This window comes from Psychrobacillus sp. FSL K6-2836, assembly GCF_038003085.1.
Classification (GTDB): domain Bacteria; phylum Bacillota; class Bacilli; order Bacillales_A; family Planococcaceae; genus Psychrobacillus.
In genome coordinates this window covers 3,179,981-3,203,772 of sequence record NZ_JBBOOM010000001.1, presented here as the reverse complement: position 1 = coordinate 3,203,772, position 23,792 = coordinate 3,179,981, and the positions used below count along the sequence as shown (strand labels likewise).

Sequence of the window (23,792 nt, the reverse complement as noted above, 5' to 3'; positions counted from 1 at the left end):
ATTATAGATTAAATTGATTAATTGCTTTGTGAAGCTGATCAGCTGATTGTTGCAGTGTTTGAATCGTTTTATCTAAATTTTCGACGGTAGTCACTTGGTAATCCGCTGAAACAGCCACAGTTTTCGTTTGTTCGACTGACTCATTTACAATAGATGCAACCTGCTCCATTGATGCAAGCACTTCTTCAGAACTTGCTGACATTTGTTCCGTTACTGCTGAAACATCTTGTACTTCTTCATTTACATGTAGTACAGATTCTAGCACCTTATTTAAGTCGTTTCCTATTTCTTCCACAGCTACAGACCCATTTTGAACATCTTCAGCACTTTTAGCCATTTCTTCGAGTGCTTGAACAGTTACTGCTTGAAATCCATGAATATGATTACGAATTTCTTCCGCAGAGTTTCTCGACATTTCTGCAAGTTTTCTAACTTCGTCGGCGACAACTGCAAATCCTTTACCTGCTTCACCTGCTCGAGCTGCTTCAATAGCTGCATTCAATGCAAGGAGATTCGTTTGATCGGCAATACCAGTTATAACTGTAACCATGTCCTCGATTGAATGATATTTTTCTCCTAAATCTTTTACATGTTTTTCAGTTGCTAGTACAGAAGCCTCCACATTTTTGATTTGACGAACGACTGACTTAGAATTTGCTGCACTTGTGGTAACCAGCTCTGTCATGTCACTCGATGATATCGCCACCGATGTTGAAGAATCTGCAATTCTTTGGATACCAATAGTCATTTCTTCCATAGCAGTTAACGCTTCATCATTATTTGTTTTCTGTACTTCCGAACCAGAAGCTATTTTATAAATACTTTCTGATATTTCATCATTAGAGATTCTAACTGACTTCATTACTTTCTCTAATTCATCGGATACTTTTAATAACGAACCTGCTGTTCCATTCATATTCGTTAAAATAGAGGATAATTGTCCAATAGATTTTCGGAATGATTTAGCAAAATCGGTTATTTCATCATTTTGTCTCATTGATACGGTTGATAATGTTTCCTCTGCCTCACGTAAATCTCCATTTGCGAACTTATAAGAAGCATCTTGCATCTTTGCAAGTGGCTTCAATGCAATTCGGATATAACGATAGAGCAAGAAAATAATGATTATGCTTAGAAGAATAACCATTAGCATAGAAAAAGGTATAGATTGCTTTATTGAATTTTGTTGAATCGCTTGTATATCTGTAGCTGCAATATCTACTCCAACAATTGCAATTGTCTCTCCTGCCTCATTCTTTAATGGAGCATATGAAGATAGGTATTCACCATACACTTCATCGACTACTATGTCCGTATAGTCCCCATCACCTTTTATAGCACCTTCTACTACATCATAATCTGTTCCTTCGCTTATATCTCCAGGTAAATATACTGAATCATCTTCTGCTTCACCTGCATCTACAAGGATAGTGGCAGCTTCTCCTGCTTGTGGGATATCCGTAATATACGCATACATAACACCGTTTTGAACGGTTAAATCATATAATTCCTCTCTTAATTCCCAATATATATCGTTTTGTTTAGGATTTTGTTTAAATTCTTCATACGCTGGTACATCAACTAGTGTCGCAATATTTTGAGCTATATGTATACCATTTTGCCCCATTGTATTTTTAACCGTAGTATTCGTGTTATAAATAAGTACAGTTATAAATAACGCCACAAGTAAAAGTATGCCTATGATTAAATATAATGCTATTTTATTGCCTAATTTAGAGGATTGTTGCTTCATAGTAATCGACCTTTCTTATGTGGATTTGAGATGAATATGACAAATGATAATGAGCCTAACAAAAGGGCTATTAGAATTAAGAAGCTTACACCTTCAAATAATTGTATAAATAGACCACCTAAAAATGGACCCGATAAACTGCCCATACTAAAGAAAATTCCGCAAAGTAAATTACCTGTTGGAAGTAATTCTTTTGGTGTAAGATCGGTCATATACGAAATTCCAAGAGAAAATGTAGAACCTACAAATGTACCAGCAATAAAAAATAAGCTTCCTATTACTAATGCTGAGGTTTCGAACATACTCGCTACACCAAATGTCACTGCGCCAAATGCAAGTGCAAAAATAAGTACTTTTCTTCTACCGATACGATCACTTAGTACCCCTAATGGCAACTGTGATACAACACCACCGATAGAAAAGGCGGCTAGTATGTATGAAAGATCCGTAACATCTAGTGCATTACGTAATGCATACACAGGATAGATTGCATTTAAAGAGGATTCCAAAAAACCATAGCTAAACGGTGGTATAAACGCAATCCATGCAACAGCAAATGCTGCTCCAAAGCGTTTCCATGTACCTGCTAAAGAGGCACTATCAGTAAAAACTTCCGGCTTCTCATTTTTAATACAAAACACAAGAACCCAAGCACATAAACAAAGAATACTCGAAATGATGAATGGTAAACCTTCAAAGACTTCCACCAACTGGACAAATAAAGGTCCAACCGCAAAACCTACCCCAAACGATAGTCCATAAATAGCTATATTTCTACCTAAACGCTGCTGCGGAGAAAAGCTAGTAATCCAAGTCTGCGTGGAAAAATGAAGTGCATGATCACCAATTCCGATTAATAATCGTAAAACAAACCAAAAGGCAACACTTTTCCATAAAGGGAATAGCATTAAGGACATAATAACAAGAAGTCCACCGAATATAATAATCGGCTTATACCCAAATCTTCGTAAAGGTGGTTCCATAAACGGGGAAATCAATAACGTACCTATGTATAATCCAGTAGCACTCAATCCATTTAAAGTTGCACTTACACCATCCTGTTCAAAAATGACAGAGATCAGCGGGAGAAGCATCCCTTGCGAGAAACCGGATATCGAAACGATTATGACTAAAATTCTAAAACGTTTTTTTTCTTCTATTGTAAATTCATGCATAGTAATACCTCTTTTTTTACATACTAATTATCTAATAGCTTAAGTTTAGCAGAGAATAAGTATGGATAATATATAAATTTACACAACAAAAGGCTCAGCCGATATCTCTGTAAGATAATGGACTGAACCTTTACATATAACTACTATTCACTTGTATATTCATAACTGCATTTTCGGCTAGTTTGCCGGTGAAATGTCTAAACACCCTCCTTCTAACTATTAGAATGGTCGACTATTCACTACGGCCTCCCTTCTATGTATCTTAAAGTTACTTTATCATATAAACAGAATATTGTAAAGATTGTAAATAAACGAATCATTAAATTAACTCTTTAGACCTATCTTTTCTTTACAATTTCCTTTATCCTATACATATAAAGTGAGGTGTTTTTCTGTGGGTAATCATATTTCAAATCCAGAACAACAAGTATCTTATTTAAAAGATCGACTACAAATGTTTTTAGAAGTATTAGACACAATCGAGCCTGAAACAACAGAACTTGAAGATATAGACCGTCTGATTCAAATGATGGATGACCTTGAGTTAAAAATGGAGCAGTTTAAGAACACAAAGGAATAAACGAGAAGTTCGGAATGAATCCATTCCGAACTTTTTTTATTTGGAGGCGGATGGCTACGTTCTCGAGCGGATGACTGTTGTTCCCGAGCGTTCGATTGATTTCCGAGCGGATGACTGCCATTCTCGACCGCATAGCCCTTGCTCTCGGGCGGATACATCTACTTCTCGGGCGTTCGATTGATTCTCGGGCGGATGACGGTCGCGCTCGGGCGCATAACTCCTGCTACCGGGCGGATACATCTACTTCTCGAGCGTTCGATCGATTTTCGAGCGGATGACTGCCATTCTCGGGCGGATGACTGCCAGTCCCGAGCGCATAGCTCTTGCTACCGGGCGGATACATCTACTTCTCGGGCGTTCGATTGATTCCGGGCAGATGAATGCCATTCTCGAGCGCATAGCTCTTGCTACCGGGCGGATACATCTACTTCTCTGGCGTTCGATTGATTTCCGAGCGGATGACTGCCATTCTCGAGCGCATAGCCCTTGCCCGCGGGCGGATACATCAATTTCTCGGGCGTTCGATTGATTTCCGAGCGGATGACGGTCGCGCTCGGGCGCATAACTCCTGCTCTCGGGCGGATACATCAACTTCTCGGGCGTTCGATTATTTCCGGGCGGATGACTGCCATTCTCGAGCGCATAGCCCTTGCTCCTGGGCGGATATATCAATTTCTCGGGCGTTCGATTGATATCCAGGCGGATGACTGCCAGTCCCGAGCGCATAACTTCTGCTCCCGGGCGGATACATCTACTTCTCGGGCGTTCGATCGATTTCCGAGCGGATGACTGCCATTCCCGAGCGCATAACTCTTGCTCCCGGGCGGATACATCTACTTCTCGGGCGTTCGATCGATTTCCGGGCAGATGAATGCCATTCTCGAGCGCATAGCCCTTGCTCTCGGGCGGATACATCTACTTCTCTGGCGTTCGATTGATTTCCGGGCGGATGACTGCCAGTCCCGAGCGCATAGCCCCTGCTCCCGGGCGGATACATCAATTTCTCGAGCGTTTGATTGATTTCCGGGCGGATGACTGCCATTCTCGAGCGCATAGCCCTTGCTCTCGGGCGCATACATCAATTTCTCGGGCGTTCGATCGATTTCCGGGCGGATGACTGCCATTCCCGAGCGCATAGTCCCTGCTCTCGGGCGGATACATCTACTTCTCGAGCGTTCGATTGATTCCGGGCGGATGACTGCCATTCTCGAGCGCATAGCCCTTGTTCTCGGGCGCATACATCAATTTCTCGGGCGTTCGATCGATTCCCGAGCGGATGACGGTCGCGCTCGGGCGAATAGCTCTTACTTGTGGGTCGATGAATGATTTTTTCCCCGAGCCATAACCACTGCGTAGGCGTATTCTCCAGCATTTATTCCCCCAGCGACTCTTTTTTTCATCCTAATAAAATAGTATACTTGTAATGTTTGTTATCTACATACATTTAAAAGGAGCGTTTACATCATGCAATTGGAGCAATTAGAGAAAAGTATTTATGATTTGATTACCGAAACTTCTACAAATTTACCGAAAGATGTTCGTCGCGCTATCAAAAAAGCAAAAGCGGCAGAAAATGCTGGTACGCGTGCAGCGATGAGTCTAGATACGATCACAAATAATATTCAAATGGCCGATGATAATGTATCTCCTATTTGCCAAGATACTGGTTTACCAACGTTCAAGATTAAAACACCAATTGGTGTAAATCAATTAGAAATTAAAGCTGCTATTAAGCGCGCTATAGCTTCAGCTACTAAGGATGCAAAGCTTCGCCCTAATGCAGTTGACTCTTTAACGGGTGCTAACAGCGGGGATAACTTAGGAGATGGGCTTCCTGTCGTAAAGTTTGAGCAATGGGAAAACGACTATATTGAAATGAAGCTGATCTTAAAAGGCGGTGGCTGTGAAAACAAAAATATTCAATATAGCCTGCCAACCGAACTAGAAGGATTAGGTCGTGCTGGACGTGACTTAGATGGAATTCGTAAATGTATTTTACACTCTGTTTACCAGGCACAAGGTCAAGGGTGCTCAGCTGGATTCATCGGAGTAGGAATCGGTGGCGACCGTTCTTCTGGCTATGATTTAGCTAAAGAACAATTATTTCGCCATGTAGAGGATTCTAACCCCAATCCCGACCTAGCAAAACTAGAACAATATATTGTTGAAAAAGCTAACACACTAGGTATAGGTACAATGGGCTTCGGTGGAGAAGCTACTTTACTTGGCTGTAAAATTGGCGTAATGCACCGTATCCCTGCTAGTTTCTATGTATCTGTTGCTTATAACTGTTGGGCTTACCGTCGTATGGCGATCAATATCAACCCAACTAGTGGAGAAATTATCGAATGGCATTACCAAGATGGAGAAAAAATTGAGTTCAAAGATCAAACATCAGAAGAAGCTCCTAAAAAAGTAGTTGAATTACAAGCTCCTATTACGGAAGAACAAATTCGTGAACTACAGGTGGGAGATGTCGTATCAATTACTGGTCGTATGTATACTGGTCGTGACGCAATCCATCATCACTTGATGAGCCACGATGCACCAGTTGACTTAAATGGACAAATTATTTATCACTGCGGTCCAGTTATGCAAAAAGATGAAGCTGGAGACTGGCATGTACGTGCTGCAGGTCCAACTACATCAATACGTGAGGAACCTTACCAAGGGGATATTATGAAAAAATTTGGTATCCGTGCAGTTATCGGTAAAGGTGGAATGGGTCCAAAAACACTTGCCGCTCTTTCTGAACATGGCGGAGTTTACTTAAATGCAATCGGTGGTGCTGCTCAGTATTATGCAGATTGTATTAAAGGAGTTGAAGGTGTTGACTTAATGGAATTCGGTATTCCAGAAGCAATGTGGCATCTTCGTGTTGAAAAATTTACAGCAGTAGTAACTATGGATTCCCACGGTAACAGCCTACATGCAGATGTGGACAAGTCTTCACTAGAAAAACTATCCGCTTATAAAGAAAAAGTTTTTAGCTAATGTAATTGGTTGACTTATAAAAACCTCTAGATTATAATAATTATAAATTAGTAATAAATATAAAATGGATTTCCTATTGGAAGTCCATTTTCTTCATTTATACAGCTTATTAATATTGAAATTCATTATCAAGGAGGTTTTTATATGACAACGATAACCGAAAGGAAATCTACCCCGATTTTCCTTACACCTATACTGACCAATGCAGAATTGGTGGCAGCTCTTTTTTCAGGAGTACTAATTCTAATAGCATGGCTTTTAGGTAATGCACAACAAGAAACTGCATCGATCATTTTCTACTTACTAGCATTTGCAATAGGTGGGTACGCAAAAGCCAAAGAAGGTCTAATCGAAACATTTAAAGAAAAAGAGTTAAACGTGGAGTTGTTAATGATATTAGCAGCAATTGGCTCTTCTATCATCGGCTATTGGACAGAAGGAGCAATCCTAATATTTATATTCGCAGTAAGTGGTGCACTAGAAACGTATACGATGAATAAAAGCAAAAAGGAAATTTATTCTCTCATGGAGCTTCAGCCAGAAGAGGCATTACGATTAAATAGTGATGGCACTACTTCACGCATCCCAGTAAGTGAGCTTGTTATAGGTAATAACCTTGTTGTAAAACCGGGTGAACGAATCCCTGCCGATGGGAAAGTCATAAGTGGCACGACTGCAATTGACGAATCCGCAATAAGTGGTGAATCTATTCCTGTAACTAAACAGCTGCATGATGAACTATTCGCAGGAACAGTTAATATGAGCGGTGCTATTACAATGGAAATGACAAAGGCAAACAAGGACTCACTTTTCCAAAAGATCATCAATCTTGTTCAAACGGCTCAGGATGAAAAATCTCCTGCTCAGCAATTTATAGAACGCTTTGAGGGTACTTATGTGAAAGTTGTCTTAATTACCGTAGCATTCATGCTGTTTCTCCCTCACTTTCTACTTGATTGGGACTGGAACACAACATTCTATCGAGCAATGGTTTTATTGGTAGTGGCATCACCTTGCGCACTTGTAGCATCTATCATGCCTGCCACCTTAGCAGCGATTTCAAATGGTGCTAAAGTGGGAATATTATTTAAAGGTGGGGTACATTTAGAAAATGTCAGTGAAATGAAAGCAATCGCATTAGACAAAACAGGTACGCTAACAACCGGTAAACCAGTCGTTACAGACTTTTTAGTTCGACCAGATTTAGATAGAACATCAACTTTATCAACGCTGGCAACTATTGAGGGGCAATCCAACCACCCACTAGCACAAGCAATTACTGCTTTCGCAAAATCAGAAGGGATAGGACATCTCCCTCTTATCCATATTGAAGATAAACCCGGATTCGGCATACAGGCTACAATTGACGGAGAAATAGTTCTAGTAGGAAAACCTGATTTTGTCAATAAAAATGATGCATTTGCTTTTCATAATGGGATTGCTTCATCGCTTGCGGAAGAAGGAAAAACCGTCATCTTTATGCGAGACGAAAAAGGAATTGCCGCTGTTGTTGCATTAAAAGATACGGTTCGAGAAGAGGCAAAAACTGCGATTAAGCAACTCCAATCACTCGGTATTAAAACAGTAATGCTTACTGGAGACAATGAGAAAACGGCAAGCGTAATTGCCAAAGAGGCTGGAATTGATCAATATATTGCAGAATGTCTACCAGAAACGAAAGTTAAGCATATGAAAGAATTACTTAAGGAACATAGATTTGTTGGGATGGTTGGAGATGGTATCAATGATGCTCCTGCACTTGCAACAGCAACTACAGGTTTTGCCATGGGAGAAGGTACAGATGTCGCGCTAGAAACTGCAGATATCGTTTTAATGAAAAATGATTTGTCAAAAATTGCGTATGCAGTGAAAATGTCTCGTAAAATGCGTCGAATCGTTAAGCAAAACATCGTCTTTTCAATAACGGTTATCGCACTTTTAGTTGTCTCCAATTTCCTTCAAGCAGTAGATCTTCCATTGGGAGTAATCGGCCATGAAGGTAGTACCATATTAGTTATATTAAACGGATTACGAATGCTAAATAGAAATATATAAATGAATTTAAAGAAAACAGAAGGACACGATTAGACGTGTCCTTCTGCTTCTTTTTTTTCTATAGCTATTTTACGTTCCTGCATAACTGCATTTATCTGACCACCAACCAACAAGATGATGCCCGAAATATATAACCATAACATTAATACAATAATTCCCCCGATACTTCCATACGTGGAAGAATAGTTAGAGAAATTACTAACATAGAAAGAGAATCCTAATGATACGATAATCCAGCCAAATGCTGCAAAAGCAGCTCCTGGTAGCACACTTCTTAGGAATAACTTTGTGTTTGGAACTATCCAATACAAGGCGATCAATACGATAAACATTATTAACGGACTAATCGTCCATCTTAAACTATTCCAAAGCTTAACAAAGCTTTCTTCAAAACCAAAGTAAGAAAATAGAATTGTGCCAATTTGTTGACCGAAGACCGGTAATACTAGCGCTATTATAAATAACATAATCATTAATAACGTAAATACGATAGACATTAATCTGACGATGAAAAAGGGTCTTGTTTCTTCAAGTGCATATGAACGGTTTAACGATTTTACAATTGCATTCATCCCATTCGAAGCAGACCAAATCGTACCAATAATCCCGATGGATAATAACCCACCGTTCCTACTTACCAAAACTTCAATTAATGTTTCCTCAATAAGAATATATACGTCCTGTGGAGCATAATTTTCTAAAAGGCGAAAGACTTGTGCCTCGTCTAAGTTTAAGTATGGCAACAAGGTTATGATGAAAATTAATAATGGAAATAGGGATAGTAGGAAGAAATAGGCTAATTGAGCTGCAAAGCCCGTAATATCCGTTTTCTGAATATGTAGTATTAAATGCTTTATGTACCCTGACCATGTAGTAAGATCATGATGCACTTCTTCCTTCTTTTCCTTCTTTTTTATATTTAGAAATTTTAACTTCTCGAACCAGCTATTGCTTGAGGATGAAGTTTTTTTATTTTCTTTTGTCTCATGAAATTCTTTCACTCCATCCTCTCCTTTCTGATCAATGATTACTTTTTTGGTTCAAAAATACTTTTTTCTTCCTTTTCGGGAACTACTATTGATTTGTACTCCTCTTTTGATTGGGAGAAGGTATCTTTTGTATCAGTTAATATTGTTTTAACCTGTGGTGTTATTTCTTTAGCCTCTTTCACTTTTTCAGTCAAATACATTGCATCCGATGAAAACTGATCATATATAGATTTCCATTTTGTTATTTGATGTTCGATATTTGTCTTTAATTCTTCCCTATTTTTACTGTAATACTGAATTTCATTTCGCATGTACCTTGTTTTGTTCATAACTGAATCTCTTGTTTTTCTATCGAGCATCGTTAAAGCACCACCAATAACTGCACCACATATAATTCCTTTTACAAATTTATTTTCACTCATCCAAATTACCTCCAAGTTTAACTATATAAAGATGCTTTAATTATACCCTCACCAAAATAGAATCAAACAATATTTTCATTTATTTAAAAAATAGTCTTGACTAGCAAGCGGAATTTTACGAATATTGTAATAAGGTAGAATAATTTGAAAGGATGATAGATTCCATATTGTATTTAAATATAAAACTTGGGGGTAATGTTGATGGAACAATTGAATGAGTTTTTAGGGTCTGTATCAACCTTTTTATGGGGTATTCCACTTCTTGTATTAATAGTAGGTACTGGTATTTATTTGACGGTGCGTTTAGGAATTTTACAATTACGCTTGTTACCTGCTGCATTAAAGCAAGTTTTCTCCAAAAATCACGATAAATCTGCAGAAGGAGATATCTCACAGTTTCAGGCTCTCACTACAGCATTGGCCGCAACAGTTGGTACTGGTAATATAGTTGGGGTTGCCACTGCGGTAGTTTTAGGTGGTCCTGGGGCAATATTTTGGATGTGGATTTCTGCATTCTTTGGAATGGCGACAAAGTATGGAGAAGCAGTACTAGCTGTTAAATATCGTGTTAAAGATGCCAATGGTGAAATGGCCGGCGGACCTATGTACTATTTAGAGCATGGTTTAAAACAAAAGTGGTTGGCTGTTTTATTCGCAATTTTTGGGGCAGTGGCAGCATTCGGTATCGGAAACGGAACACAATCGAATTCTGTTGCAGGAGTTGTAAATGATACATTTGGAATTGAAACTTGGATTACCGGAATTGTATTAACTGTTTTTGCTGCTTTAGTTATTCTAGGTGGTATTAAATCGATTGGTAAAGTTACTGCAATTTTTGTTCCTGTAATGGCGGTTTTCTATATTGCTTCTGGATTAATTATTATGATTTTGAATGTTACAGCTATTCCTGAAGCATTTGTAACAATTTTCAAGATGGCATTTTCAACTGAAGCTGCGGCAGGTGGAGCAATCGGTGCTGCTATTAGATATGGTATTGCTCGTGGGGTATTCTCAAATGAAGCTGGTTTAGGTTCTGCTCCTATTGCTGCAGCTGCTGCAAAAACAGACCTTCCAGGTCGCCAAGGACTTATCTCAATGACTCAAGTATTTTTTGATACATTTATCATCTGTTCAATTACCGGTATCACAATTGTCATGTCTGGAATATATACCGATAAAAGTTTAGCTGCAAATGAAATTACAACTGGTGCATTTGGTCACTTCTTAGGTGACTTCGGACCAATTGTAGTAGCAATTGGATTAATATTCTTTGCTTCATCTACGATAATTGGTTGGGCTTATTACGGAGAGAAGTGTTTCCAATATTTATTCAAAAATCCTTCGCTATTGATTGTTTACCGCATTGCATTCGTATTGATGGTATTTGTTGGATCTGTTATTTCACTAGATCTAATCTGGACTTTCTCTGATATAACCAATGCATTAATGGCTATTCCTAACTTAATCGGTCTTCTTGGACTTTCTGGTGTAATTATTTATGAAACGAAAAAAATTCAAGATAAGTTAAAGGAAGAAAAAGAGGCTGCAAAATCTATTTAGTGTTTGACATTGTCGGCATAGCGTGAAATGATTAATTCTAATGTATGAAAGGCAGGTTACAATAGATGAATCTATCACAACCCTCAGTAGAAAATGTCACGTATATGATTGAAACAATAAAAGAGAAGCTTCGGATGGTCAACGTAGACGCAATGAGGCCAGAAGATTTCAATGCAACACAATATGAAGATCTTGTTTACTTATATGAAATGGTTAAAAAACGAAATACTTTCAGTCCAAGTGAAATGCAAGCAATTGCATCTGAGCTAGGAAACTTAAGGAAATAAGTACATGCAATGATTGGCCGTGAATAAATTCATGGCCAATTTTTTTGTTTTAATTTGAGTATAGGTACAGTCTTAATCTCTAACCAATAAAATACCCCTGTTCAAAAGGGATGAAGTAGCTATAGTGACACATCCTAAAAGGTATATGCCGTAGCGTACAGTAAACGCATATTCGTGTACTTGTTCTTACCAGGATTTTACTCGCTTTACTCTGCTAGTTACTTGCTCATACTCTTCACTTACTTGCCCTCGACTGAGGATTACTTGCAGAACGGTAAATTAACCATTTCCACGTATTCTTGTAGCAATCGGCAAGCGTACTTTTCAAATAGAATTTCTCCAAATAATATAAAAAAGCTATCTATTGTCACTTTGCTGACAATAGATAGCTTTATTTCTCTTATAGATTATTTAACTCAACTGCAATTTTAGATCCAACTCGAGCATTATTATAAACTAGTTCGATATTCGCCTCTAAAGATTTACCTTCTGTTAGTTCTTTTACTTTTCCTAACATAAATGGTGTTACGTCTTTTCCTTTGATGCCATTTTCTGCAGCTTCCTGTAAAGCAGATTGGATAATCGAATTAATATAAGATTCTTCCAATGAATGTTCTGTAGGAATAGGATTCGCAATTACTGCACCACCATTTAACTCAAGATCCCATTTAGCTTTCAGCATTTCCGCTACTTCTTTTTCGCTGTTTAAACGGAAGTCCGCATTGAATTCACTTGTTGTTGTATAAAATGCTGGGAATGAGTCAGTTTGGTAGCCTACTACTGGAACACCTTTTGTTTCTAAGTATTCTAATGTTAAACCGATATCTAAAATAGATTTTGCTCCTGCACATACTACTGCAACATTTGTATTTGCTAGTTCTTCTAAATCAGCTGAGATGTCCATAGTCGTTTCTGCACCTCTATGCACACCACCAATTCCACCTGTAACAAATAGCTTAATACCCGCCATTTCTGCACAAATCATTGTTGTTGCAACTGTAGTTGCACCAATTTCTTTTGAAGATATAACATAAGCAAGATCTCTTCTAGAAGTTTTTCTAGCATCTTTGCTCGTTCCAAGCGTTTCTAACTCTTCATCGGATAAACCAATTTTAATTTTCCCGTCCATGATAGCAATAGTCGCTGGAACAGCACCATTATCACGAACAATTTGTTCTACTTTTCTAGCCGTTTCAACATTTTGAGGGTATGGCATACCATGAGAGATAATTGTCGATTCTAATGCTACGATAGCCTTTCCTTCTTGCATACCTTTTGCTACTTCTTCTGAATAAGTGATGTATTGTTTCATTGTGTATTTTCCTCCATCTCATTAGTTAAATTATTTCGAGAAAGCTCTGTTCGTACCGTATCGCTTGAGCGAATAGTTCTACTTGCGTTCATCATACCTGTTTGGATTGTTTTTGGAATATCTTCTCCACTCAACCAAGCGTATAAAGTTGCGGAAACAAAAGCATCCCCCGCACCAGTTACATCAACTACATCCTCTACTTCAATTGCTGGAAAATAGGACGTTTCCATGTCACTACCCGCGTACATTATCCCCTCACTACCCCAGGTTATAACTACATGTGAAATACCCTTTTGTACAAATTGCCTTGTTGCTTCTTTCCACGATTCTTTATCCTCAATACTCATACCTAAATACATTTCTGATTCATCTTTATTGGCTATTAACCATTCAATCCCCTCTAATGATTCAGGCATTCTATCCATTTTCGGAGAAGATACAGGTATTAAAGCTAAGGGAATATTATGTCCTACCGCAACAGTTCGAATATATTCAATCACTTCTTTGGAACAGTTCATGTCTATAATGATTAGTTGAGCATTCGTTAAATGAGCTTCATGTTTTTTTAAATAATCTACAGTCAACTGTTCATAGATATCCATATTTGCTAAAGCTAGAAGCATTTCACCATTCGAATCTAGTACTGCCGAATATGTTCCTGTTGTATAATTTGGTAACTTTTCAATGGAAAATAAGTTAATCCAATTACTTGAAGCTTTTTCAATAGCTTCATATTCCATATCTGTTCCAACAACTGATAACAAACGTACAGCATGTCCTAATCTACCTAAGTTTTCTGCAATATTCCTTGCAACCCCACCTACACTTTGTAAGCTAGATGTAGGATTAGATGTACCCATTTGGAGATCTTTGATCAATGTATATTTTCTGTCTACATTCGCTCCACCGATACAAATGATTTCTTTGTTCTCGGGTAAAATATAAGCTCTTCCAGTTATGTTCCCATTTTTTATTAATTGGGAAATAATATTAGCTACGGCTGGTCTAGACATATTTAGTTCATTTGCTATTTCCATTTGGGATGCATATGGATTTTCCCGCAAGTACTTTAAAATATTCATTTCTTTTGCATTCACTTTGCGTACACCTCCCTTCCGTCTTGAACTTTTGTTTTAATTATAAACTTTTGTTTTAAAAAGTCAAATAAAAACTGCCAACAATTATTCTGTTGGCAGTTTTTACTTTTATCCCACATTAGCTTCCTGCGAGCCTCGGTAAATAGGATGTTGGTCACTTAGGCATTGCCGCACGATGCTGCGTTACTTGCCTAATTTCAATTTGACAATCTGTAGGGGATTAAGCCCTTCACGGATTGAAGTTTCATTTTACTCAGGTTGATCGTTTAAAGTACCATCCTCTAGAACGCGTGGTTGAATCAATACTTCAACTCTTCTATTTTTTGCCCGATCTGCTGGAGTATCATTGGAAGCTACAGGTCTAAATTCACCGTAACCTTTCGCACTAAAATATAGCGGATCTATCGTATTATTTCCTGCTAATATTTTCAGGAAATTAACTGATCGCATTACACTTAGCTCCCAGTTGGAAGAATATTCACTACTAGAGATAGGAATATTATCTGTATGGCCAGTGATAACGACATTTCTAGGAGGATCAAATACAAGTAAATCGGAGATATCTTCAGCAATTGAACGATACTCACCTTTTACTTCTGCTTCGCCAGTATCAAATAATATACTATCTCTTATCGTAACAAGTAAGCCTTCATCGGTTAGTTTAGTAACAAACTGTTTTTCTAGCGCATTTACTGCTATATATTCATCCACACTGTCTTGAATTTCGGAGAGTGCTTGCTGGTCTTCCATATATGCAGTGCTCTCCCCATCTTCTCCCTGACCTGAATCATCAGGAGCATCTGGCACTTCCAAAGGAGATGGCTGTTCAAAAATACCGGTTCCACCATTAAGGACTTCGTTGAACGCTTGAGACATTTGTTCCAATTTTTGTTGGTCTACAGAACTAGTAGCAAATAATACGATAAATAAGGCTAATAATAATGTTAAAACATCGGAGTACGGAAGTAGCCAGGCTTCACTTACTTCTTCCTCATGCTTATGTTTTTTATGCTTCTTTGCCAAGGCCAGCCTCCCCGCTTTCCTCTAAGACTTTTTTGCGCTCTGACATAGATAAATAGGAAGCCAGTTTTTGTTCAATAACCCTTGGTGCATCTCCCTCTAATACAGAAAGTATACCTTCGAGCATCATGGTCTTTTGTCTAACTTCTTGTTTAGATTTACGTTTTAATTTATTCGCAAATGGATGCCATAAAACATAACCAGTGAAAATCCCTAGAAGTGTCGCTATAAATGCTGCAGAAATGGCATGTGCTAATTTATCAATATCACTCATATCACTTAAGGCTGCAATTAGCCCAACTACTGCACCAAGTACACCTAGAGTAGGTGCATATGTACCTGCTTGCGTGAAAATTTGTGCTCCTCCAGAATGTCGTTCCTCTAATGCGTCAATTTCCTCTGTCAAGACATCACGAATATAATCTGCATTTTGCCCATCAATAGCCAATGTCAGACCATTTTTTAAAAATGTATCTTCTACATCTGTTGTTTTACTTTCTAAAGCTAATAATCCTTCTCTACGCGCTAGGTCTGCCCAACTAGAAAACATTTTAATTACTTCCACATCAGGTACTAGCTTCGCCTCTTTAAAAATAACTCCAAAAAGCTTAGGTATCCTTTTTAACTCATTTGTTGGGAACCCAATGACAATTGTTGCGATTGTCCCAAATATAATGATTAATATTGCAGCAGGGTTTAATAAGTTTACTAAACTTGCCCCTTTTAATACCATACCAACCGCTACTGCAAGAAACCCTATTAATAAACCGAATACTGTAGACTTATCCATTCAACTTCCCCCACATTCTATTTCTTTCCTTTATTTCGGCTATATTAATAGTTTTTTAATAAAAAACAACCGAATGATTTTATTAAATTTCTAAATTATGAACAAAATTTAACTTATAGACTTATTTGAATATTGATAATGCAAGCCCATAACTGATACTATGGAGATAATAATAGAAAGGAAGTATCCATATGACATCTTTTAATACAAAATTAGAAAACTACGCTTCACTTGTTGTAGAAGTAGGAGTGAATATTCAATCAGGACAAAATTTATTTATTGCCGCTTCCACTGATAGCGTGGAATTAGTTCGATTGATAACAAAGAAAGCATATGTAGCCGGAGCTAAACAAGTATTCGTAGACTTTACAGATGATGAAATCACACGCTTACGCTATGAGCTTGCACCGGGAGACTCATTTGATTTCTTCCCTTCTTGGAAAGCGCAAGAAAAAGAATTATTAGCCGAAGGTGGCGCTGCATTTATAAGTGTTGTAAGCCAAAGCCCAGACCTTTTAAAAGGCATGGATTCTTCTAGAATCGCAGCGTTCCAAAAGGCTGCTGGTCAAGCATTAAGTAAATATCGTCAATATGTACAATCGGATAAAATTAGTTGGTCAGTCATTGCATCTCCATCTACAGATTGGGCAAAAAAAGTGTTCCCTGACTTACCAGAGGAGGAACAAGTACCTGCACTATGGGAGGCAATCTTCCAAGCAGTTCGTGCTGATGTTGCAAATCCTACAGAAGCATGGATTGAACATGATAACCTTTTACATACAAAGGTAGATTATTTAAACGACAAAAATTATAAAAAACTTCATTATACAGCTCCGGGTACAGACTTAACAATCGAATTACCAAAAGGACATTTATGGTGTGGAGCTGGTAGTACTAACGAAAAAGGATTTTCTTTCATGGCTAACATGCCAACGGAGGAAGTATTCTCTGTTCCACTAAAAACGGGCGTTAACGGTTATGTAGCAAGTACTAAGCCATTAAGCTACGGTGGGAATATTATTGATAACTTCACTATCACATTTGAAAATGGACGTATTGTAAAAATAGATGCTGAACAAGGTCAAGAGGTGCTTGAGAACTTAGTTGCTACGGACGAAGGGTCACACTATTTAGGTGAAGTAGCATTAGTACCACATGACTCACCAATCTCTAACTCGAATCTATTATTTTATAACACATTATTTGACGAAAACGCTTCTAATCACTTAGCAATCGGTAGTGCATATGCTTTCTGTATAGAAGGCGGCAAGAAAATGAGTCCCGAAGAATTAGCAGAAAATGGCTTAAACGAAAGTATTACGCATGTAGATTTCATGATTGGTTCAGAAAAAATGGATATCGACGGTATTAAAGAAGATGGAACTTCAGAGCCAATATTCCGCAATGGAAACTGGGCATTTTAATATTGTTAACTTAAATTCTATATATTTCTAGTTACAATTCTTTCATTTTTACGTTATAATAAGTACAAGAAAACAAGTGAGGTGTTATAAAATGGCTTTATACACAGTTACAGTGCTTGGTTTTACTGCAATTATGGGAATCGTAGGCTATGTGATTTTACATTACTTTGGAAAAGGTATGAATTCAAAAGATTCAACTACAATAGATCCAAAACCTTTTCAATAACTCACAAAACAACCGTCGAGTAAGCTGACGGTTGTTTTTTTATATGTTATCTCTTCTCTTTTTCTTCTCAAATCAACTACAAATCTATTACATTTAGATGACAAAGCATTACTATTCATTCATTTTTTCTGTCTTTCCTATTTCAAATGACCTAAAAACCTCTGAAATATATGTAAACTTCCATTATGTTACAAATGGCAAGACCCTGTTTATCTATTATACTTACTAAGTATGATTGGAATAGGAGGAAGACAAATGTTTTCAAACTCACATATTGGAATAGATTTAGGTACAGCAAATACGTTAGTTTATACAAAAAGCAAAGGCTTATTAATAGATGAACCTACAGTAGTAGCAGTTAATACTAAAACTCGTGAAATCGTTGCTTTCGGCGAAGAAGCAAAAAAAATGATTGGTAAAACACCCACTTCAATTGAGGTAATACGTCCTTTGAAGGATGGGGTAATTGCTGATTTTGATATTACAACACAATTATTGAAACTAATCATGCAAAAAGCAGGAAAAAAACTTGGTACTTCATTGAGAAAACCGACTGTAGTTGTATGTACTCCATCTGGTGCAACTTCTGTTGAACGAAGAGCTATACAAGATGCGGTAAGACAAAGTGGCGCAAAGGACGTTCAGTTAATGGAAGAGCCCGTTGCTGCTGCAATCGGTGCCGGTCTACCAGTCGACGAGCCAGTAGCTAGTATGATTGTGGACATTGGTGGAGGTACTACAGAAGTAGGTATAATTTCTTTCGGTGGAGTTGTAGCATCTAATACAGTAAAAGCCGCTGGAGATCGTATGGATGAAGCAATTATTCACTTTGTTCGAAAAGAGTATAATGTCATCATTGGCGAACCTACAGCTGAGATTATAAAGATGACTATTGGACATGCTTTATTGCCTCACGCAGTAGAACAAATGCAAGTTACAGGAAGAGATGTTGTGAGTGGATTACCAAAGACTATTCACCTATCATCTACTCAAATTCAAGGTGTTTTAACAGAATCGTTGGAAACAATTTTAGAAGCAATTCGTGCTACTTTAGAAACCTGCCCACCTGAACTTGCGGGAGATATAGTCGACCACGGAGTAATATTAACCGGTGGTGGGGCATTACTAAAAGACATTTCCGAGTGGTTGACTCAGGTCATTGAAGTACCGGTTCATCTTGCACCAGAGCCATTACAGTCTGTGGCTATTGGTACAGGAAAATCCTTTTTTATATCAGACAGAAAACAAAAACTAGCAAGATAAAGTGAAACTACAATCTGGGGAGATTCTTCCCCCCCTGATTGTTAGTTGAACCAATAGGGCTTTTACGGGCAGTTAGCTCCCACTGACTCTTCGTTACTTCGGTAAGCCTTAAAGCGAAAGTCTTACTGCCCGTTAATGCGGGATAAAGTGAAACTACAATTAGTGGGGTTTATTTCTCTTTCTAATAAAATTTTCTAATATAAATGCAATAGAGTTGTCCACTGTGGTGAACAACTCTATTGCTCTTTATACATTAATAAGATTAAATTGTACGATAAGTACCCATGATGTATGACACTTATTTAGAAAGAAACGAATCTCTATACAGTAATATAAATTATATCCAAAGCTCTAGTCGAGTTGGTAGAGAATCGCACTTATTTATGGATGAAATTTCTACATAGCAAGTGAATTGTCTTTAAACGCAAGTAAAGGATAGATATCAGCAAGTTACTTTTTGAGTAGAGCAAGTAAAATCCCGATGAGTGCAAGTATATGGTTGGGAAGTTGTAATCACTCTTTATAGATACCTGTTATACGGTACGGATGTGCGCTTCTTTCAAGGATGATCACCATAGTCTCTTGAGTAAAGCTAGGTGCATCAAAAGCTTCCCTCTTCTTCATCCTTTTGAAGTCTTGTTTTGACAGGCACAAGTATTAAGTAAAGCAATTATCTTTCATTTCCTATAAAATATAATTACAACATAAAGGGGGAATACAATGCCAAGCCTTCAAGAGATTTTAAAGTACAATGATGACTTTGTGGAAAACAAACTATACGAACCATTTTTAACTACAAAATTTCCAAATAAACGAATTGTTATCTTAACTTGCATGGATACAAGGTTAACAGAAATGCTCCCAAAATCCATGAATATTAAAAATGGTGATGTGAAAATTGTTAAAAGTGCTGGAGCAATCATCAACCATCCATTTGGCGGAATTATGCGCAGCCTTATCGTAGCTGTTTATGAGCTAAAGGCTGATGAGATTTATGTAATTGGTCATCATGATTGTGGAATGAGTGCTATCGAAACCGATAAAATTATGGATAAAATGATTACTCGAGGAGTGGACCCTCTTGTATTAGATATCCTCAAAAATTCTGGAGTGAACTTAGAAAAATGGTTGGAAGGTTTTTCCAACGTAGAAAGTAGTGTTTTACATAGTGTTGAAATGATTCGAAATCACCCGCTTATGCTTCCAACAATTCCGGTTCATGGTCTGATTATTGATCCAGAAACTGGTCGACTTGATTTATTGACAGATGGTAATGTCGACAAAAACTAAATTATTTCCCGGGAAATCGACAGGAATAGTATAAAGAAGAGACTGGGACAGAAGTAGCAATTTTATTGGATAAGGAGAAAACTTTACTTATTAGTGGATATTTAATAAAATTGATTGAAATGTAGGGGCGACTCCTACGGGAATAGCGTGACACCTGAGACTACAGGCTCAGGCCACGCCCGTGGAAAGCGTCCCTGGAATGGAAATCAATTTTGTGCATAGCAAAAAAACAGCATTTTTCTCACTGAGAAAAATGCTGTTTTTGGGTTCTGTCCCAGCCTCTTTTAGTTTATCAAGTATATTCTTACTCTTTCAATGTTCGTCAGTTAAGGATGCATATATAAAATGATCTTGCCATTTACCATTGATATAGAGCAACTTTCTTAGTAGACCCTCTTGCATGAAACCGTTTTTTTCTAAGACTTTTATACTGCCATTATTCCGCGGAGATACATATGCTTCGATACGATTTAATTGGACATGCTCAAAACCAAATATTGTAACTAGATGTACTGCTTCAGAAGCAATTCCTTTTCCAATATAAAGCTCATCCATAGAATAACCAATAAGCCCACTTGAAAAAGGCATTCTTTTAATACTGTATAGCGATACACTGCCAATCATTCTTTCTGTCTGATGCTCAAAAATACCGAAGCTATATTCTCTTTTTTCCTTCGATAACGTGAGAGATTCTCGAATTTTCTCTCGTTGAACAGAAGTCGTGTAATAATCATCTCGATGTAACGGTTCATAAACAGACCAATACACCTTATTGCGATAAGTCAGATCCGCTAGGGCTGGTGCATCTTTTATATTCATTGTTCGTAAATAACATGTATCTCCTTCTAGATAAATCAAACACCTTCACCCTTTTGCGTTAGTTAATTGGATAAACTCATTCACGTCTTGAATACAAAGATCAATCCCCTTTATCCAAAATGATTCCTGAGTAATATCTTCATTTAAATGCTTTATCGCTAAATCTTCTACTGACATTACTGCAGTATCTTGCAATAAAGCAATATATTTTTCCTCAAAGTTTGCCCCTTCGCTTATAGCTTTTGCATAAATACTTAAAGAGAATAAGTAACCAAATGTGTACGGGAAGTTGTAAAATGGTACTTCTGTAATATAAAAATGTAATTTAGATGCCCAAAAGTGTGGATGAGTTGTATCTAATGCATCGCCATATGCTTCTTGTTGAGCTGTCTCCATTAAAGCACTTAATCGAGCTGCAGATACGATTCCATTTTTTCGCTCCTCATAAAATCTAGTTTCAAATAAGAACCTAGCATGGATATTCATGAAAAATGCTACACTACGTTGGATTTTATCTTCAAGTAAAGCAATTTTTTCTTCATCTGTTTTTGCTTCTTTTACAGCAGCGTCTGCTACAATCATTTCTGCAAATGTGGAGGCAGTTTCAGCAACCCCCATTGCATATTGACGATTCATCCAATGTACCGGTCTTAAAGCATATGAATGGAAGGCATGACCTAATTCATGAGCTAATGTAGAAACATTGGACATTGATCCACTATATGTCATGAAAATACGAGATTCCTCCGATACAGGCATACCTGTACAAAATCCTCCTGGTCGTTTGTTTGGACGATCCTCTGCCTCAATCCAACCCTTTTCAAATGCATTTCTTGAAAATGATTCTAATTTTGGTCCAAATTCTTTAAAATGCTTTAAGATAAACTCTGCGCCTTGTTGATAATCCATTTTCTCCGTAGAAGTACTAACTGGTGCGTCTAAGTCATACCAATGCATTTGTTTTTCGCCTAGCATTGCCGATTTTTTATTTAAGTATTCTACGAATGGAGCTTTATTTTTCGAGATAGCACCCCACATTGCATTTAGTGTTTCTTCTTTCATGCGATTAATCTGGAGAGGCTCTTCTAAAACGGAATTCCATCCTCTTTTTTCGTAAATAGCAAGACGGAACCCTGCTATATGATTCAGTGTTTTTGCAAAGAATTCTTCTTTATCTGTCCAAGCAGCTTCTAGTGCTTCAAATGACTCTTTACGAATCGTGGCATCCTCGTGAGAACTTAGATTATTTGCTTGGCCAACCGACATTTCTTTTTGTTCACCGTCTATTGTAAGCTTAATGCGAATATCACCAACTAGTAAATCATAAAGCTGTCCCCATGAATGATAACCATCCACTCCAAGTGTCGTAATCATGTCTTCCTCTTTTTCAGAGAGCATCCGCTTTGCTTCATCTCTCCATTCATTTAATACAAATGCAAATGGAGAAAGCTCAGCAGTTTGCAGTAGCTTCTCCCACACTGTTTCCTCCGTTTTACTTAGCACTTGTTGGATGGTTAGCATTTGGGAAGAAAACTTAGCATATAGCGATCCTACCTCCCCCTGTAATAATGCCGCATGCTTATCTGTTGTATCCTGTGCTAAAAAACAACCTATTACTGCTCCACCTTCTGATAAATTGGTTGCTATATCTTTTAACTCATTAATCATTTGCTCGATTTTCGAAACATCAGCAATAGATACCGGAGATTCAAAGTTTTTTAGTTTAGTTTCAAAGCCGCTCAGCTTTCCTTTTACTTCATCCAAATGGCTTCTTAAAGATGGTGAGCTACTACCCCCTTCAAAAAAGCGATCAAGATCCCAAACAACCGGATAAGTTTGTTCAATCATCTAAATATTCCTCCTATATTGACAATTATTTTAGAATTCTAGTATATCATGTTTTTCTAATGCAGATTGTTTGATTTTCGTCACATAACATTCATAATTCTAATTTGTTGTTGCTATATATCAAAGGTATACTTATTAAATAGAAGGAGGCAGCTGAATGTTAAAAATAATCCTTTTAATGTTATTTTTTATATCTACTGTAATCGTTAAATTACTATCTAATTTACTTCCCATAAATGGTCAAACTAGTGGCGAAATATTCCATAGACTTCCTGTATTTTTTACTCCAGCAAATTATGTATTTTACATATGGGTTGTTATTTTTATATTATTAGCTTGGTGGATTTGGAATATTATGAAGGACTACAAATTTTCTCGTCCAATACCTACGAAGCGCATTCTATTATATGGTGTAGCCTCTATTTTATATATTTTGTGCATATTTAGTTGGCATTACGAACTGTTTGGATATGCTTTTGGTATTCTCACTGTCTTACTAAGCTGCTTGTTTAAATTGTATTTAACCTATCCTTTAGATGATATTAATCGAAAGAATCGTTTGCCAATTTCCTTCCTTTTAGGTTGGACATTTATCAGTTTCTTCACAAATCTATCTTATCTCCTAACGTTTTATGAATTCGATGGATTTGGTATGACAAAATCGCTTTGGGGAGTTATCTTCTTAACCATTGCGACAGCCATAGCTCTTCATTTTCGTTATCATTATTTCGACCGTCTTATGTCGGTTGTTTTTATCTGGACTTTCATCGGAGTAGCAATTCAACATAACTTTAGTCAACTACTCCTAACCGCAGCCTCACTTTTTTTAAGTTGTGTACTGATTGTAGGAATATTCTTCTTAAATAAAACGCCTTCGAAATAGTAAAA

The 23,792-nt window shown here is 37.5% G+C and carries 20 protein-coding genes; 10 read left to right on the top strand and 10 right to left on the bottom strand.

Annotated elements, in window-relative coordinates; genetic code table 11:
- Window position 1: 1 nt before the first annotated feature.
- Window positions 2–1,753, bottom strand: a complete 1,752-nt coding sequence (locus MKY37_RS15265) for a methyl-accepting chemotaxis protein (protein ID WP_340778517.1) — start codon at window positions 1,751–1,753, stop codon at window positions 2–4.
- Entirely contained in the window at window positions 1,750–2,928 is a 1,179-nt protein-coding gene (locus MKY37_RS15260) for an MFS transporter (RefSeq protein WP_340778514.1), read from the bottom strand. Before MKY37_RS15260 ends, MKY37_RS15265 begins: the two co-directional genes overlap by 4 nt.
- Before the next feature lie 394 nt (window positions 2,929–3,322).
- Here MKY37_RS15260 and MKY37_RS15255 point away from each other — a divergent pair, with 394 nt between their 5' ends.
- From MKY37_RS15255 to MKY37_RS15245, 3 genes are all read left to right on the top strand, one after another.
- Window positions 3,323–3,508, top strand: a complete 186-nt coding sequence (locus MKY37_RS15255) for an SE1561 family protein (RefSeq protein ID WP_090568418.1) — start codon at window positions 3,323–3,325, stop codon at window positions 3,506–3,508.
- 1,464 nt (window positions 3,509–4,972) lie between these two features.
- Window positions 4,973–6,502 (top strand): fumarate hydratase, encoded by a 1,530-nt coding sequence (locus MKY37_RS15250; protein ID WP_340778511.1) that lies wholly within the window; start codon window positions 4,973–4,975, stop codon window positions 6,500–6,502.
- Between the two features lie 144 nt (window positions 6,503–6,646).
- The gene (locus tag MKY37_RS15245) at window positions 6,647–8,557 is read left to right on the top strand and encodes a heavy metal translocating P-type ATPase (protein WP_340778507.1); all 1,911 of its coding nucleotides are present in this window, start codon (window positions 6,647–6,649) and stop codon (window positions 8,555–8,557) included.
- A gap of 29 nt (window positions 8,558–8,586) precedes the next feature.
- Here MKY37_RS15245 and MKY37_RS15240 read toward each other — a convergent pair whose 3' ends face one another.
- Together MKY37_RS15240 and MKY37_RS15235 are read right to left on the bottom strand one after the other, a co-directional pair.
- Window positions 8,587–9,558: a YihY/virulence factor BrkB family protein gene (locus MKY37_RS15240; RefSeq protein WP_340778506.1), complete on the bottom strand. Its 972-nt coding sequence runs from the start codon at window positions 9,556–9,558 to the stop codon at window positions 8,587–8,589.
- A gap of 26 nt (window positions 9,559–9,584) precedes the next feature.
- Entirely contained in the window at window positions 9,585–9,968 is a 384-nt protein-coding gene (locus MKY37_RS15235; RefSeq protein ID WP_340778504.1) for a YtxH domain-containing protein, read from the bottom strand.
- Window positions 9,969–10,169: 201 nt separating this feature from the next.
- Here MKY37_RS15235 and MKY37_RS15230 point away from each other — a divergent pair, with 201 nt between their 5' ends.
- Both MKY37_RS15230 and MKY37_RS15225 read left to right on the top strand, forming a co-directional pair.
- A complete protein-coding gene (locus tag MKY37_RS15230) occupies window positions 10,170–11,528 on the top strand; it encodes an alanine/glycine:cation symporter family protein (protein ID WP_340778502.1) in 1,359 nt (452 codons plus the stop codon).
- 65 nt (window positions 11,529–11,593) lie between these two features.
- Complete coding sequence (locus MKY37_RS15225; protein ID WP_340778500.1) at window positions 11,594–11,815, top strand: DUF1128 domain-containing protein; 222 nt, start codon at window positions 11,594–11,596, stop codon at window positions 11,813–11,815.
- A gap of 400 nt (window positions 11,816–12,215) precedes the next feature.
- Here MKY37_RS15225 and MKY37_RS15220 read toward each other — a convergent pair whose 3' ends face one another.
- From MKY37_RS15220 to motA, 4 genes are all read right to left on the bottom strand, one after another.
- A complete protein-coding gene (locus tag MKY37_RS15220) occupies window positions 12,216–13,127 on the bottom strand; it encodes a pseudouridine-5'-phosphate glycosidase (protein WP_340778498.1) in 912 nt (303 codons plus the stop codon).
- Window positions 13,124–14,224: a PfkB family carbohydrate kinase gene (locus tag MKY37_RS15215; RefSeq protein ID WP_340778495.1), complete on the bottom strand. Its 1,101-nt coding sequence runs from the start codon at window positions 14,222–14,224 to the stop codon at window positions 13,124–13,126. The genes MKY37_RS15220 and MKY37_RS15215 overlap by 4 nt, the downstream gene beginning before the upstream one ends.
- 249 nt (window positions 14,225–14,473) lie before the next feature.
- Window positions 14,474–15,247, bottom strand: a complete 774-nt coding sequence (gene motB / locus MKY37_RS15210) for a flagellar motor protein MotB (protein WP_093495083.1) — start codon at window positions 15,245–15,247, stop codon at window positions 14,474–14,476.
- Window positions 15,231–16,034: a flagellar motor stator protein MotA gene (motA, locus tag MKY37_RS15205; protein WP_340778491.1), complete on the bottom strand. Its 804-nt coding sequence runs from the start codon at window positions 16,032–16,034 to the stop codon at window positions 15,231–15,233. Before motA ends, motB begins: the two co-directional genes overlap by 17 nt.
- Window positions 16,035–16,225: 191 nt before the next feature.
- On the opposite strand from motA, the gene MKY37_RS15200 reads away from it, so the two are divergent.
- The 4 genes from MKY37_RS15200 (at window position 16,226) to MKY37_RS15185 (ending at window position 20,237) form a co-directional block, all read left to right on the top strand.
- Window positions 16,226–17,458 carry an aminopeptidase gene (locus tag MKY37_RS15200; protein ID WP_340778489.1) on the top strand — a complete coding sequence of 411 codons (1,233 nt, stop codon included), beginning with the start codon at window positions 16,226–16,228 and terminating at the stop codon, window positions 17,456–17,458.
- Between the two features lie 91 nt (window positions 17,459–17,549).
- Window positions 17,550–17,684: a hypothetical protein gene (locus tag MKY37_RS15195; protein WP_340778487.1), complete on the top strand. Its 135-nt coding sequence runs from the start codon at window positions 17,550–17,552 to the stop codon at window positions 17,682–17,684.
- Window positions 17,685–17,939: 255 nt separating this feature from the next.
- The gene (gene mreBH, locus MKY37_RS15190; RefSeq protein WP_340778485.1) at window positions 17,940–18,947 is read left to right on the top strand and encodes a rod-share determining protein MreBH; all 1,008 of its coding nucleotides are present in this window, start codon (window positions 17,940–17,942) and stop codon (window positions 18,945–18,947) included.
- 720 nt (window positions 18,948–19,667) lie between these two features.
- A complete protein-coding gene (locus tag MKY37_RS15185) occupies window positions 19,668–20,237 on the top strand; it encodes a beta-class carbonic anhydrase (RefSeq protein ID WP_340778481.1) in 570 nt (189 codons plus the stop codon).
- Window positions 20,238–20,549: 312 nt separating this feature from the next.
- On the opposite strand, the gene MKY37_RS15180 is transcribed toward MKY37_RS15185, so the two are convergent.
- Together MKY37_RS15180 and MKY37_RS15175 are read right to left on the bottom strand one after the other, a co-directional pair.
- A complete protein-coding gene (locus tag MKY37_RS15180) occupies window positions 20,550–21,095 on the bottom strand; it encodes a GNAT family N-acetyltransferase (RefSeq protein ID WP_340778480.1) in 546 nt (181 codons plus the stop codon).
- Between the two features lie 6 nt (window positions 21,096–21,101).
- On the bottom strand, window positions 21,102–22,904 hold the full coding sequence (locus MKY37_RS15175; protein ID WP_340778478.1) for a M3 family oligoendopeptidase: 1,803 nt from the start codon (window positions 22,902–22,904) through the stop codon (window positions 21,102–21,104).
- 157 nt (window positions 22,905–23,061) lie between these two features.
- Between MKY37_RS15175 and MKY37_RS15170 the strand changes: the two genes are divergently transcribed.
- Window positions 23,062–23,787, top strand: coding sequence for a tryptophan-rich sensory protein (locus MKY37_RS15170; RefSeq protein WP_340778477.1), 726 nt, complete (start codon window positions 23,062–23,064; stop codon window positions 23,785–23,787).
- Window positions 23,788–23,792 lie beyond the last annotated feature (5 nt).